The organism is Lacibacterium aquatile (assembly GCF_042683105.1).
Lineage (GTDB): Bacteria > Pseudomonadota > Alphaproteobacteria > Elsterales > Elsteraceae > Lacibacterium > Lacibacterium aquatile.
This window is the reverse complement of the sequence record NZ_JBHUIP010000014.1, coordinates 228,635-242,013: the sequence shown is the minus strand read 5'-3', so window position 1 is coordinate 242,013 and position 13,379 is coordinate 228,635. Positions and strand designations below refer to the sequence as shown.

The window sequence follows — 13,379 nt, the reverse complement described above, 5'->3', positions numbered from 1 at the left end:
GACCCAAAAAGCGAGGCACCTGCCTCGCTTTTGCTTTTTAGCGCTACCTTGAGTTATAAATTGCTCAAGGCGCGCCTACGCCTCCCCCCTCCAATCGGGGAAGCATTGTCATGCAGGGCATTTCGACATCGGACCGACTGTTCCGAGCGCTTGCATAAGGAGGGGTTGCGAGATTTCCGCTCGCGATAGGAGGTTCCTTTCATGACGCTCTCCGCGCCCCTGTATCAACTGAAGCGCAAGGCCAAGCTATTGGCCAAGGCAGAGGCTTTACCTCTGCACGCTGCCCTCGATCGCATCGCCGTCCAGGAAGGCTTCCCGGCCTGGAGTCTACTGGCCCTTCGGGCGACCAAAGCGGCAACCGATATGCCATCCGCTCGTCTCTTCTCCCGCCTCTCCCCCGGCGATATGCTGCTGATCGGGGCACGACCGAGCCAGGGCAAGACTCTGATGAGTCTGAAGCTGGCCGTGGAGGCGATGAAGGCGGGACATCGATGCCACTTTTTCACGCTGGAATATACCAAGGCTGATGTGCTGGAGCGGTTCCGCGCTATTGGTGCGGGCCTGCGACCTTTCGAGGAGCTGTTCGATTTCGACGGGTCCGACGGGATCAGTGCCGACCATATCATCGGCAAGCTGGCAAACGCCGCTCCAGGAACGCTGGTGGTTGTCGATTATCTGCAACTGCTCGACCAGCGGCGCGACACCCCACCCCTCTCAGCCCAGGTCGGCGCCCTGGCCGCTTTCGCCAAGACCAGTGGCGTGATCTTCGCGTTCATCTCCCAGATCGACCGCTCCTATGATTCGGCCGCCAAGCCCTGCCCCGATCTTTCAGATATCCGACTGCCCAATCCGGTCGATCTTTCACTGTTCAGCAAAGCCTGGTTTCTGAACAAGGGCCAGGTTCGCTTCCAGGCCAACCTTTCCGCCTGATCTATCCATTAGAGCGCAGATGAAACCCGGCTACATGTCGCATTTCATCTGCGACATACAGTTTTCGACAATCATCGATAATGAAGCGGATATGACATAATTCCGTCTCAATCGATTAATCAGACAAAAAAATTGCCGGGCACAAGGCCCGGCAAGTTAAACAGGGAGGCTTCACGTCTGGGAGATGAGGGTTCAATCTAGAAACCCTCGGCCGGGAGGGAGCCCGACCAGATTGTTGCGATGCAACAACCAACATCTAAGAAATAGGTATTCTAGCCCCGTGTTTCCAGGGTCATTTTTCTGGTTCTGGGTTGCATCTGCCGCATGCCTGGGCAGCATTTGCTCAAGAAAGGAGCTGTTGCTCAGCTACGTCAAACACGCTTTTCGCGAGTTTTCGTAACGCTTTCGGTCACTTATGAGCAACCTTCGATATAGCGAATGGCTGGCAGCTTACCGATACTGATGCCGGAAACAATCCCACGGTCGGTTTCAAAAACAAGTCCAACGCCCTGGTCGTTCAGCTTGAAAAGATAACTGCCGTTTGTATAGGCATGGGGCTTGACCGTCAGAGCATCCCCATAAGCGTCCCGGACCTGCTGTTCCGTATGCCCGACCCGGATACCGGCCCCTGTGGCATAAGTCGCATCCCAGAAGTACACACGGGCTAGAACACGACCTTCAACAATGGCTCCCAGATCGAGCTTACCGATCCCGGTCTCGGTGCAATAGTCACCGACCTCACCTTGATCCGGCTCACCATATCGCACGTCCAGCCCCAGAGCATCGAGCTCCGCCATGCTCATGCCGATCCGCAGCGGCCCGAAGCCAGTCTCCTCGATCACCCTCTCCTGCGAAATCGCCTGAGAGATAGGGAGCAGAACACTGGCAATCAGCAGGAACGGGGTAAGCTTCATAGAGGATGCCTATTAAAAAGGGCCGCGACGATGCGCGGCCCTTTCAAACGCTTGTTCGATCCACACCCTAGAAGGCGTGGCTCGCCACCTTGCGCAGCAGGAAGTCGCGCAGAACCGAGATGCGCTTAGAATTGCGCAGTTCCTCGGGATAGACGAAGTATGCTGGAACCGACGGCACTTCCAGATCCGGCAGCAGACGCACCAGGCTGGGGTCTTCGTGGATCATATAGTCCGGCAGCGCTGCGATCCCCAGGCCCGCCTGCACGGCGCGCCCGATGGCGTAGAAGTTGTTCACCTTCAGGACCGAGCGGCTGTTGAAGTCGTTGCCACCAGCACGCAGGACCCAGTTCACCTCGGGGAACGGCGGATGCATCGTGTCGCCATAGGAGATCAGGCGATGATTCGCGAGTTCCGCCACATCCTTGGGCGTACCGTGCTTCTTGAGGTAACCCGGCGAGGCATAGAGATGGAAATGGAAAGTCGTCAGGTGGCGCTGGATCAGGTCACCCTGGCGCGGCACCGTCATGCGGATCGCCACATCGGCCTCGCGCATCGACAAATCAAGCTCGTCATCGTCCAGCACCAGCGTCAGCGTGATGTCGGGATGCAGTTCCAGGAACTCGTTGAGACGCGGGGCAAGCCAGGTCGACCCGAAAGTCACCGTAGTCGTGACCTTCAGGGGGCCTTTCGGGCGGTCCTTGCTTTCGTTCAGCATCGCCTCGGCCATCGCGAGCTTGGCGAAGATTTCCTTGGTGGTGCGATAGAGCAGCTCACCCTGTTCGGTGAGGATCAGGCCACGGGCGTGACGGTGGAACAGCGGCACAGAAAGACTGTCTTCCAGACCGCTGATCTGCCGGCTGACCGCCGACTGCGACAGGTTCAGGGACTCACCCGCATGGGTGAAGCTTCCTGCCTCGGCAACCGCCAGAAACACCCGCAGTTTGTCCCAATCCATCACTTTTACCTCCCGATAGCCGGTTCGCCCGGCATCTTGACCCTGGTTACGCTTGAATTATTCCGCCGCAGCCGCGACGACAGGCAGGCCCGCAAGATATTTTTCAACTTCCAGCGCACTCATGCAGCCCATACCCGCTGCCGTGACTGCCTGCCGGAAGATCTTGTCCTTGACGTCCCCTGCCGCGAAGATGCCCGGCACGTTGGTTGCGGTCGAATCCGGCTTGGTCACGACATAGCCTTCGCTATCCAGCTCGACCTTGCCCTTGAAGACTTCGGTCGCCGGCTGGTGGCCAATGGCGACAAAGGCCCCGTCGACCGGTAGCAGACGCTCGGCGCCACCAGTCGTGGATTCCAGACGCAGCGCCGTCACCGCGCGCGGCTGACCTTCGGCGATGATCTCTGCCACCCGATGGTTCCAGATCACCTCGATTTTCGGATTAGCGAACAGACGATCCTGCAGGATCTTTTCCGACCGCAGGGTGTCGCGGCGATGGACCAGATACACCTTGTCCGCATGGTGGGTCAGATACAGCGCCTCTTCGACCGCCGTATTGCCACCGCCGATCACCGCCACCGTCTTCTGCTTGAAGAAGAAACCGTCGCAGGTCGCGCAGGCCGACACGCCCGCGCCGCGCAGACCTTCTTCTTCCGGCAGCCCCAGCCATTTTGCCTGGGCGCCCGTGCAGATGATGATCGCATCGGCGGTATAGATCGTGCCGCTATCTCCGGTCGCCACGAACGGGCGCTTGGACACATCCAGATCCACGATCAGGTCATACCCGACTTCAGTCCCCACATGCTCCGCCTGCTTCTGCATCTGTTCCATCAGCCAGGGGCCCTGGATGACATCGGCAAAGCCGGGGTAGTTTTCGACGTCGGTCGTAATGGTCAATTGCCCGCCCGGCGTCATGCCGGTCAGCAGCAAAGGCTTCAGGTTCGCACGCGCTGCATAAATGGCAGCCGTATAGCCCGCGGGGCCTGCACCAATAATCAAAACGCGGGTATGGCGCTGCTGAGCCATGCAAAAACTCCTCTTGACGGTGTCAGACTACTTGTTCGTGGGGCGGCGTACAAGCCCTAACCCCTTGGAAATGCTACTTTGCCGCTGCCAGACGCCCGTAGCGCCGAAACCAGGGCCAACTTGGATGCCATTCGCCATGAAGATATGGCGTATGACCAGCACCATACCACTGCCGACGAGGCTGCCGATCAGGATGTCGCCTAACCAATGGGCAGTGACGACGACACGGCTCAAGGCCACCAGAAAGCCGATCGGCAGGATCACCCAGCGCCAGCGCGGCCACAGGCAGGTCAGCGCGGTTGCCACCGCCAATGCCATCGCGGTATGGCCCGACGGCATGGAGACCCAATCCGGTACATGGCGGAAAAACGCGAAGCCATAGACCTCGTCCCGGAAAAAAAGCTTCGGCCGCGCGCGCCCGAACAGGAACTTCAGCAGGGAATTGACCAGCCCCGCCGCCGCGATCCCCGCCAGAAAAAACCCCGGCGCCCAGGCCCGTACCCGCCAGCGCGCCGCGACCTCATGATCTCTGGAGCGGAACCCGAACCAGAGACAGATCACAAGCAGCAGGATCGATCCGACGAACCAGCCGAGCCCATCGCCCAGTTGCGTGATCACCCCGAAGGTCTTCAACACCGGCTTGGGCTGCCCCCGCATCGAACGGGCGATTTCCTGGTCCCAGAAGAAAAATGAGGTGACGGCAAGTGGCACGAACAAGGTCGCCGCCAGACGCCAGCGCCCCCAGTGGCTCGACATCTCCTGCGTGATCCATGCCCGCAGACGGGCCGCTCGCCCATCGCCGAAATAGATCCAATGCAGCAGCCAGATCGAACCACCGACCACATATCCGGCAAACAGTACGTCCGAGAGGAAATGTCCGCCCTGCAGGATGCGGTTGGCACCAAAGATCGCGCCCACCGCCAGCCCGGCGACCACCGCCCGGCGGCGCCATGCCAGCGGAGCCAGCAGCGCCGGGGCGAGATATGCAAAGCCGCCCGCCGCGTCGCCAGACACGAAGGAACAGTTCCGCTGGCATTGATCGGACGGGATCGCGACCGGCGTGAAGGTCTTGGTGCCGCCGAACTCTACGATCTGGTTCGGGCGAGCCCGCCCCCAATTATCCTTGAAGGTGGCGTTCGCCAGCACCACCGGCCCGATGATCACCGATAACACGAGGAAAGCGGCGGCTTTGGTCGACAGCTTCTTCAGGAACCAGCCAGCCATCGCCCCGATGACGATCAGCCCTACGATCCAGTTGACCGCATCATGAAGCGGCTCGAACGGCGCGGTCTTGCCCAGGGCGAACCCCTGACCCGGCGTATAGCCAAGCCCTGCGAACCACAGGTCGATGCCCGGAAAGAAATAAAACAGCAGGAAGGTCGCAACGACCAGAGCGGCAAACCAAGACAGCTTCACGATAGTTTCCGGCGGATGAGAGTGAGCGTCACAGGACGGCCCTTGGAATAGTTGAAGCCGCTGATACTGCCGATGACTTGCGTTTCAACCTCGGCCGCCTTCAGGGCCGCATCCATCTTCGCCTGCTCGCGGTCGGCCACCAGGACAACAGCGCCAGGCATACGCTTCAACAGGGCAGCCCCTTCGGTGGCGTTCCCCAGCAGAATGTCGGTGCGGGTCTGGAAGACGAGGCTTGGCTCGGCATAACCGACCGCGCCCAGAGCCGTGGCATTGGGAGCAACCGTCGCCAGCGTCTGCGCCGCGCCGCGCGACAGCCAGAAAGCATCAAGGCGCGGCAGCACAGTCGAATAGATGAGCGTGAAGGCAACACCACCCGTAGCAATCGCCGCCATCAAGGCTTGGCGTGCTTCGCCTTTCAAAGCCGCCCACACGACCCAGCCCCCTGCCCCCACCAGGATCAGCGCAGGCGCCAAGGCCAAGGGATCGAGACGTTTGTCTAGCCAGATAGACAGGCAGACTGCGGCACCTGCCAGGGCCAACGCGACTAACGCCCACAGCAGAATACCGAGCCGCCCCCACCAGCGCCGTAGCGCCCGCTCCGCCTCCTCGCCCACGACAAGGCTCGTCACCAGCATCGCCAGCGCCGGGAAGGCGGGCAGCACATAGTGCGGCAGCTTGGTCGGGATGATCTCGAAAACAACCCAGGTCGGGATCGCCCAGGCCAGGGCGAAACGCACTAGCGGCTCCGCCCGGTCCTTCCATCCCTGCACCAAGGCAGGGATAAGGACCAACGACCCCGGAAAGAACAGCACCATGGCCAGCGCGAGATAGTAGCCGGGCGGCTGCCCATGCCCTTCCTGCCCGCCGATCAACTTAGGCAGCAGATCGCCCTTGATCGCATCCTCGAAGAAGCTTCCGCTGCCTGCAGGGGCATCTGCGCTCGACCCCGCGATGATCGCCATCGTCCAGGGGGCAACGATCAGGATGAGGACCGGCAGACCGCTTAGCGGCTTCAGCGCCTTCATCCAAGCGCTGCCCTCCCCTTTGCGATCCGCCCACCACAGAGCAAGCAGAGTCAGACCCGCCACCATCGGGACCACCGGGCCTTTGACCAGAATGCCGGCCCCGAGGGCAACCCAGAACAGCCACATCGTCCAGCTTGGAGCAGGATATTCGCGATGTCGGTAAAGCCGCAGCAGCGCCATGGCGGCCGCAACGGTGCAGGCAAGCTGCATGGCATCAGTCTTGGCCAGATGCGCCTCCACACCGACCAGAAGGCTGCCCCCCAGGAGGCTCGCAGCCAGGAAGGCAGGACGGTCGCCGGTCTCTTTCCGCAACCCCCAAAACAGGAGCAGCACGGAGGCGATCCCCGCCAGGACCGACGGGATACGATAGGCCCAGATGGCGGCGGGCTGACCCGTCACCTTTTCGACCGCGGACGCAACGCTCGCCTGCGCCCAATAGATCCCGATAGGCTTCTTGTTGCGCGGCTCGTCCTGCAGGCGGATATGCACCCAGTCGCCAGTCTCGACCATCTGGCGGCTGGCCTGGGCGAACCGCGCCTCGTCCCGGTCAAAGGGCGGCAGGCTGGTCATCCCAGCGGTAAAGAGCACCAGGCAGAGGGCGATAAGGCCCGCCCAGGGGCCGAACCAGCCAAGCGGCCCGAAGTCGCGCTCCCCCTCATCCCGACGCGGGGCGGGCCTGCGGGGAGCCGGTTGGCGGGGAGTGTCGCGCAAGAGAGGTTCCTTCATGGACGCCGTGATACTTCAGCCGGGACTTCAGGCAAATGGGGATTCTGTTCGCCAATCAAAAGGCCCACGACCGCCTCTGCCGCCCGTTGGGTCTCGTCAAGCACCGGCGCAGTCCAATGGGGCAGTTCGCCATCGAAGTATCGGGCATGGCGGCCAGTGATCAGCGCTTCCTGGAAAAAGCGGAATTTCCCCGGATTACCCTCAAGTCGCAGAATATGAACAGGCTTGCCCGTGCTCGCGGCCTCCGACAGCATGCTGACGCTGTCTTCGGTTACAAGGATATGATCAGCGATGGCCAGGATACCGGGATAAGGATTGTCTCCATCGCCGGAATAGAAATCGTGCGGCACATCAGTCAGCGCGTGCCTAAGAATCGCAGTCGCCGCCTCTCCCGTCCGACGGGATGTGGAGACAGCCAGACTGCCGCCGGTCTTTTGGGCCAGGGCCGCCAGTTCCTGCCCCAATTTCGCCGCATTCAGACGAACACGACCATTGCTACCCCCCACCAGCACGGCAATCAGCGGGCGCGGCAGATCGGCAGTCCGGAAGGCCGCCGTTGCCTGATCGGCGGCAATACGCTCCGGCGTCACCTTATGCAGGGCACCAATGGTGGTCAGCACATTGCGTCCACGCAGGCGGTCATGCTGCGGGCAGATCACCAGATCGAATTTTTCCGGATCCATGCGCGGATCCAGCAGCGCAACCACTCGGGTATTCGGTCCGCGCAAAGCCGCCGCCGGAGCAACCGCGCTGCGCCCAGCCGCTATGACGAGGTTTGGTGGCGGTCCGTCCAACGATACAGTCAGCGCCTTTCGGGGGTTCCACCACAGACGCGCAGGCAGATATCGCCAGGGAAACCGACCTACGGCTTCGATGATCCGGGAGGCACCGCCCAACCGTTCGGCAAGCCCGACCGCCTGCGCAATCGTTCCTGCCTTGGGATCGGCGATGATCCAGATGTCCGGTTTCAACATTATCGAACCGTGTTTTTTGTCATGACGTTTCGCTTTAGGCGCGCTATATGGAACATAATTGCTGAAATTGGAGGTTTCCCGTCCATGCGTCGCGTCAAGCTAGACCGGATCGACCGCAAAATCCTGCGCGATCTTCAAGCCGACGGTCGAATGACAAATGTCGATCTTGCGGAACGGGTGGGGATATCGGCCCCGCCGTGCCTGCGCCGCGTCAGGGCGCTCGAGAAGGCTGGGTTTATTCGCGGTTACCATGCCGATGTCAATCCCGACACGCTGGGATATGGCGTCACGGTCTTTGCTCAGGTCGGCCTCGCCAGCCAGTCCGATTCCGATCTTCGGGCGTTCGAGGAACAAGTGGCAGAATGGCCGGAAGTTCGCGAATGCAACCTGCTGACCGGTGATATCGACTATCTGCTTAAGGTCGTTTCGCGCGATTGGGAAGATTATCAGAAGTTCCTGACCGGCCGCCTGACCGCCGCCAAAAACGTCTCCCATGTGCGCTCAGCCTTGGTCATGCGGACGACCAAGGACCTTCCCGGCGTTCCCATCCCGATGGAAGACATCGACGAAGACGACGAGGACTGATCTTGCAGCCGGACCCGTTGCCGATATATCTGATGGTTAGGTGATGCGAGCCGACGGAACGCATCCGATCCAACAGATCAGGGAGTAGCGGGACCGTTATGCGCGACCCGTATGAGGTATTGGGCATTTCGCGCCTGGCGACGGCCGAAGAGATCAAATCGGCTTACCGCAAGCTGGCGAAACGCTATCACCCGGATCTCAACCCCGGCGACAAGTCGATCGAGTCGAAATTCAAGGAAGTAAGTACGGCTTACGACATCCTTTCGGATGCCGATAAAAAAAGCCGCTTCGACAGGGGCGAGATCGACGGTGCCGGAAATGAGAAGCCGTTCGGCCGCCGGCCTGGCTCCAGCGGTCGCGCAGGAGCAGGAAGCAGCAGCGGCGGAGGTTTCGGGGGCTTCGGCTTCGATCCCGACGATATTTTCGAGATGTTCACCCAGCGCTCGCGCAATCGTGCAGGTGCCGGCTCTACTGGCGCTGGCTCCAGCAGCTCCGGCAGTGGTGGCGGTGCCAATGCCCGTCGCGGTTCTGACATCAGTTATACATTGACTGTCGATTTCGTGTCCGCAGCGGGCGGCGCCACCCGCCGTGTGACCACAGCCCATGGCAAAGCGCTGGACGTCAACATCCCTCCCGGCACAACGGATGGCACCAAGCTGCGCCTGCGCGGCCAGGGACAACCGGGTGGTGATGGGCAGCCATCGGGTGATGCCTTCATCGAAATTCATGTCGAGCCCCACCCGCATTTCGAGCGGCGCGGCAACGACGTGCATCTGGAACTGCCGATCACTTTGCCCGAGGCGTTGCTGGGCGCTTCTGTCACCGTCCCGACCATCGACGGCAGAGTGGCGGTCAAGATCCCCAAGGGCGCCAATACGGGGACAACGCTTCGCCTGAAAGGCAAAGGTATAGCCACACGCGGTCATGGCCGCGGCGATCAGTACGTCCGAATCGCCGTCATGCTGCCGGAAACGGTGGACACCGAGCTGGCAAACTTTATAGAGCGCTGGGCGAATAAGAACCCCTACGAAGTCCGCTCCAAGCTGAACAACGTCTGACATTCAAACGCCTTAAAAATAGTTTATATTGACTTAATTTCCCTCAGACGTAGAGCTTATGAGGATTGCTTTGCCTCTTAGGGAATATAAGAATGTTACTTCGCTCGTCGACGTTGGTCTGCCTTGTTACCTTATTCTTAAGCAGCGGCGCCGTTGCTCAACATAGCCTTAAAGCCACCTACGGTGCTCCCGAGCCCTTGTCGCGTGATGAAAACCCCATCAAATTAAATATTCAAGGCTGGGGCACCGCTTGGGCGCGTAATCCGTCGGTCATCAACGGTTCTCTGGAGAATGGCGTTAAGTCGCAGATCAATTACAGCCAGATTGATCAGTCGGGTTATTTTGGCGAAATCATGATTGCCCAGACCCATTCATCCATCACCTGGATCGACGACACTTTACGCAAACAAGTCGAACGTCATGCTTATCTCAGCAAGCGTGAGCCTGAGTTTGGCGAGTATGCCACGGTCAGCAATGGTCCTGCCGAGTATAAATACATAATGGTCACGGTGAAGGAACAGAACACCCCGATCTCCTGTGCCTTCTACAGCAGCCGCTGGCGTTCGTTCAATTCGCAAGGCTTCCTGTGCTCCAAGCCCAGCACCTCAGCCTTAACAACTGCCAGCACACAGGCATTCCTGAAGTCTATTAACTTCAAAGATGAACTGATCTCTGCCAGCGAAGCCGTTCTCCCATAGATCGCGGCTGACCACGGGCATCAGAATTCGTTAGAGTGGCGGGCATGGAAAAGGCTCGCCATCTTCTTGTGGTCGACGACGACCGCGATATCCAAGAACTTCTACATGATTTCCTGGTCCGTCATGGCTTTCGCGTCAGCCGCGCCGCCGATGGCCGGGAGATGCGGCGCGTCCTGGCTCAATGGCCTATCGACGGCGTCATCCTCGATCTCATGTTGCCCGGCGAGGATGGCATGAGCCTGTGCCGATATCTGCGGGCACAGTCCAGCCAACTTCCCATCATCATGCTGACTGCGGTCGCCGACGAAGCCGACCGCGTGATCGGCCTGGAACTGGGTGCCGATGACTATCTCGTAAAACCCTTCAGCCCTCGCGAACTGCTGGCCCGCATCCGTGCGATCTTCCGGCGCAGTGGTGGCGGCGGGGGGAATCCCGAAGCGTCTCGCAATGAGATCTGGACCTTTGCGGGCTGGCGCCTCGATCTGGGACAACGGGAGCTGCGGGCTCCCGACGGTGTCCTGGTTCATCTATCGACCGGCGAATATCAGATCCTCAAGCAATTGCTGGAACGCCCCCAGCGCGTTATCCCGCGCGAAGAGATGCTGGATCACTATAAAGGGGACAGTTCCGTCCCCTTTGATCGCTCCATCGATATTCAGATCAGCCGCCTGCGCCGGAAACTCGACGTAACCGGCCGGGAAAGCAATCTCATCAAGACCGTGCGCGGGGTCGGTTATCAATTCACCGCCGCCGTCGTCCGGGAAGAGTGATGGACAGCGAAGTGCCGCTGATGGCCCGCTTTCGCGGCCGGGCTGTTCTGATACTGCTGGCCATTCTGGCCCTCGCTCTGATCTTTTCGTATTTCATGCAGAGTTTCGCCCTAAGCCGTCAGTATGACACGCTGGAGGCGCCGAAACTTGGCGCGGGCATGGCACGCGTCTGGCGCGCGACCGACATCGCCCTGGCCGAGCGGCGCGACCCGGCGGGGGACCTCATCACCCTGCATTTCAGCGGCATGAAGTTCGAACGGGCCAGCACGCCGGGGGAAGAGCGAAACGGCGCACAGCTGATCTTGCCAGTCGTCAGGGATCCAGGCTCGCAGGCGCCCGAGATCGTCTATCTCTGGCTGGAGCGCCCTCTGCTGGAAGATCGCGCGCTCGACCTGACCCTCGCCGGGGCCAGCCTTGAAAGTGCGCTCTCCCAACTGTCTCTCGATCTGCATGAGATGGGCGTTCCTGCCATAGTATCGCTGCCCGTCCGCGATGGCAGCTGGCTGGTCTTCCGCTCGCAGGTTTTCTGGTCACAGCGTACAACGCCGGTCATGGTCGGATTGGTCTATGGCGCAGCTCTGGCCATTCTGGTGGGTGCTGCAATCCTTGCGGCTCTTTGGCTATCGCGCCCTTTGGAGCAGCTGGCGACGGCGGCTGCCGCCAGCCGCAACGATCCCAGTCCCCCTGCCCTGCCCGATGTCGGCGGACGGGAAATTGCCATGCTGGGCGAAGTGATCGAGGAAGGCCGGACAACGCTGCGGACCCTCCTGGAAGACCGCACCCGAATGCTCGCTGCGATCAGCCATGATCTCCGCACGCCCGCAACCCGGCTAAAGCTGCGCGCCGAATTCATCGAAGATGATGCCTTGCGGGAGAAGATCCTGAAGGATCTCGACGAGATGTCCGAGATGATCGCCTCGGCCCTCGCCTTCCTGCGAGACGATGCCTTGCGGGAAGCCGAGCAGCTTGTCTCCTTCTCTTCGATCCTGCAGTCCCTCTGCGATGATTTCGCCGACTCGGGCTCCGCCGTGAGCCTGGTCGAAGCCCCTCCCCTGCGTTTCGAGACTGTGGGGACCGTTTTCGGCGCCCATCGCGAGGCGCGCGTCTTTGGCGAGGGGCGCTCCTTGCGAATGCGCGGGCGTCCCTCTTCCCTGCGACGGGCCTTCGCCAACCTCATCGACAATGCCGTCAAATACGGCGGCCGGGCCGAGGTCACGGTGCATGCAACGACCGAAGAGGTCTTCGTCGAGATCCTGGATGACGGCCCCGGCATTCCAGAGGAGGAAATCGGCAACGTGCTGAAGCCCTTCTATCGCCTGGAAAGCTCGCGCAATCGTGACACCGGCGGCTCAGGCCTCGGGCTTGCCATCGTCAAATCCATCGTCGATCTGCATGGCGGCGAGCTGGAGTTGCTGAACAGAGTGCGGGGCGGCCTGCGGGTGCGCGTTTCACTGCCGCGTCGCCTCTAGAAGCAACAGACTCTAGATCCTGACACCTTTGAGGATTATGTAGGCGGGAAAGGAGAGCTTCCATGACCCGTCTCAGCGTCAATCTCAACAAGGTCTGCCTGCTGCGCAACAGCCGTGGCTCGGGCCTGCCCGACCCCCTGGCAGCCGCCCGCACCTGCATTGCCGCGGGCGCCCAAGGTCTGACGCTGCACCCACGCTCCGACGCCCGCCATGCCACGCTGGATGACGTCATCGCCTTCGCCCGCCTGCCGGAAGTCGAAGACGGGCGCATTGAGTTGAATGTGGAAGGCGACCTGCGTCCCGAACTGATCCGCCTGGTGCGCGAGGTCGGCGCTCAGCAGTTCACCGCTGTTCCGGTCATGCCGGGCGAAGTGACGTCGACCCGCGGTTGGCGCGCCTATGACGATCACGCTGCCTTGAAGGATGCCTGCGACGCTTTGAAAGGTAGCCGCGCCAGGGTCAGCGTCTTCTGCGATGCAGATCGTCGGTCGGTGGAATTTACGGCCCGCGCCGGAGCAGCTGCCGTTGAATTCTATACCGGAGACTATGCCAAGGCCTATGGAACGCCGGAAATGGAGCGCCTGCTGGATGAATTGGATCAGGCGGCGCGTTATGCACGCACCCTCGGGCTGGCAGTCCATGGCGGCCACGACCTCGACACGGTCAACCTCCCGGCCCTGATCCGGCGTCTGAAACCGGAGGAAGTGTCGATTGGCCATGCCATTCTGTCCGATGCCCTGGACGTAGGTCTGGGCGAGACCGTGAAACGCTATCTTGGCGCTATAAAAGACGGTTTGGCCTGAGATTTTCGTCACTTAGAGGGCAGACTTGAAAAA

General features: G+C 60.8%; 13 protein-coding genes. 7 read left to right on the top strand and 6 right to left on the bottom strand.

The window, feature by feature from the left end:
- The first annotated feature begins 201 nt into the window (after positions 1-201).
- Entirely contained in the window at positions 202-930 is a 729-nt protein-coding gene (locus ACFSM5_RS18260) for a DNA helicase (protein WP_379877992.1), read from the top strand.
- A 413-nt stretch (positions 931-1,343) separates the two neighbouring features.
- Here the strand turns inward: ACFSM5_RS18260 and ACFSM5_RS18255 are convergent, their stop codons facing one another.
- The 6 genes from ACFSM5_RS18255 to ACFSM5_RS18230 all read right to left on the bottom strand — a co-directional run bounded on the left by ACFSM5_RS18255 (position 1,344) and on the right by ACFSM5_RS18230 (position 7,963).
- On the bottom strand, positions 1,344-1,844 hold the full coding sequence (locus ACFSM5_RS18255; RefSeq protein ID WP_379877991.1) for a hypothetical protein: 501 nt from the start codon (positions 1,842-1,844) through the stop codon (positions 1,344-1,346).
- Positions 1,845-1,911: 67 nt separating this feature from the next.
- Positions 1,912-2,799: a LysR family transcriptional regulator gene (locus ACFSM5_RS18250; protein ID WP_379877990.1), complete on the bottom strand. Its 888-nt coding sequence runs from the start codon at positions 2,797-2,799 to the stop codon at positions 1,912-1,914.
- A gap of 57 nt (positions 2,800-2,856) precedes the next feature.
- A complete protein-coding gene (trxB, locus tag ACFSM5_RS18245) occupies positions 2,857-3,822 on the bottom strand; it encodes a thioredoxin-disulfide reductase (protein WP_379877989.1) in 966 nt (321 codons plus the stop codon).
- A gap of 27 nt (positions 3,823-3,849) precedes the next feature.
- Positions 3,850-5,238, bottom strand: a complete 1,389-nt coding sequence (locus ACFSM5_RS18240; RefSeq protein WP_379877988.1) for a phosphatase PAP2 family protein — start codon at positions 5,236-5,238, stop codon at positions 3,850-3,852.
- Positions 5,235-6,974, bottom strand: coding sequence for an ArnT family glycosyltransferase (locus tag ACFSM5_RS18235; protein ID WP_379877987.1), 1,740 nt, complete (start codon positions 6,972-6,974; stop codon positions 5,235-5,237). The genes ACFSM5_RS18240 and ACFSM5_RS18235 overlap by 4 nt, the downstream gene beginning before the upstream one ends.
- 11 nt (positions 6,975-6,985) lie before the next feature.
- On the bottom strand, positions 6,986-7,963 hold the full coding sequence (locus tag ACFSM5_RS18230; RefSeq protein WP_379877986.1) for a mitochondrial fission ELM1 family protein: 978 nt from the start codon (positions 7,961-7,963) through the stop codon (positions 6,986-6,988).
- A gap of 84 nt (positions 7,964-8,047) precedes the next feature.
- On the opposite strand from ACFSM5_RS18230, the gene ACFSM5_RS18225 reads away from it, so the two are divergent.
- The 6 genes from ACFSM5_RS18225 (at position 8,048) to ACFSM5_RS18200 (ending at position 13,346) form a co-directional block, all read left to right on the top strand.
- A complete protein-coding gene (locus ACFSM5_RS18225) occupies positions 8,048-8,548 on the top strand; it encodes an Lrp/AsnC family transcriptional regulator (protein WP_379877985.1) in 501 nt (166 codons plus the stop codon).
- A gap of 98 nt (positions 8,549-8,646) precedes the next feature.
- Positions 8,647-9,606, top strand: a complete 960-nt coding sequence (locus ACFSM5_RS18220; protein WP_379877984.1) for a DnaJ C-terminal domain-containing protein — start codon at positions 8,647-8,649, stop codon at positions 9,604-9,606.
- A gap of 92 nt (positions 9,607-9,698) precedes the next feature.
- Positions 9,699-10,304 (top strand): hypothetical protein, encoded by a 606-nt coding sequence (locus ACFSM5_RS18215; RefSeq protein WP_379877983.1) that lies wholly within the window; start codon positions 9,699-9,701, stop codon positions 10,302-10,304.
- Between the two features lie 44 nt (positions 10,305-10,348).
- The gene (locus tag ACFSM5_RS18210; RefSeq protein WP_379877982.1) at positions 10,349-11,074 is read left to right on the top strand and encodes a response regulator; all 726 of its coding nucleotides are present in this window, start codon (positions 10,349-10,351) and stop codon (positions 11,072-11,074) included.
- A complete protein-coding gene (locus ACFSM5_RS18205; RefSeq protein ID WP_379877981.1) occupies positions 11,074-12,543 on the top strand; it encodes an ATP-binding protein in 1,470 nt (489 codons plus the stop codon). The genes ACFSM5_RS18210 and ACFSM5_RS18205 overlap by 1 nt, the downstream gene beginning before the upstream one ends.
- 62 nt (positions 12,544-12,605) lie before the next feature.
- Complete coding sequence (locus tag ACFSM5_RS18200; protein ID WP_379877980.1) at positions 12,606-13,346, top strand: pyridoxine 5'-phosphate synthase; 741 nt, start codon at positions 12,606-12,608, stop codon at positions 13,344-13,346.
- The last annotated feature ends 33 nt before the right edge of the window (positions 13,347-13,379 follow it).

What these genes read in the sequence shown, in the direction of transcription:
- ACFSM5_RS18260 (WP_379877992.1), top strand. Translation starts at nt 202, where the DNA reads ATGACGCTCTCCGCGCCCCTGTATCAACTGAAGCGCAAGGCCAAGCTA.
- ACFSM5_RS18255 (WP_379877991.1), bottom strand. Translation starts at nt 1,844, where the DNA reads ATGAAGCTTACCCCGTTCCTGCTGATTGCCAGTGTTCTGCTCCCTATC.
- ACFSM5_RS18250 (WP_379877990.1), bottom strand. Translation starts at nt 2,799, where the DNA reads ATGGATTGGGACAAACTGCGGGTGTTTCTGGCGGTTGCCGAGGCAGGA.
- trxB (WP_379877989.1), bottom strand. Translation starts at nt 3,822, where the DNA reads ATGGCTCAGCAGCGCCATACCCGCGTTTTGATTATTGGTGCAGGCCCC.
- ACFSM5_RS18230 (WP_379877986.1), bottom strand. Translation starts at nt 7,963, where the DNA reads ATGTTGAAACCGGACATCTGGATCATCGCCGATCCCAAGGCAGGAACG.
- ACFSM5_RS18225 (WP_379877985.1), top strand. Translation starts at nt 8,048, where the DNA reads ATGCGTCGCGTCAAGCTAGACCGGATCGACCGCAAAATCCTGCGCGAT.
- ACFSM5_RS18220 (WP_379877984.1), top strand. Translation starts at nt 8,647, where the DNA reads ATGCGCGACCCGTATGAGGTATTGGGCATTTCGCGCCTGGCGACGGCC.
- ACFSM5_RS18215 (WP_379877983.1), top strand. Translation starts at nt 9,699, where the DNA reads ATGTTACTTCGCTCGTCGACGTTGGTCTGCCTTGTTACCTTATTCTTA.
- ACFSM5_RS18210 (WP_379877982.1), top strand. Translation starts at nt 10,349, where the DNA reads ATGGAAAAGGCTCGCCATCTTCTTGTGGTCGACGACGACCGCGATATC.
- ACFSM5_RS18205 (WP_379877981.1), top strand. Translation starts at nt 11,074, where the DNA reads ATGGACAGCGAAGTGCCGCTGATGGCCCGCTTTCGCGGCCGGGCTGTT.
- ACFSM5_RS18200 (WP_379877980.1), top strand. Translation starts at nt 12,606, where the DNA reads ATGACCCGTCTCAGCGTCAATCTCAACAAGGTCTGCCTGCTGCGCAAC.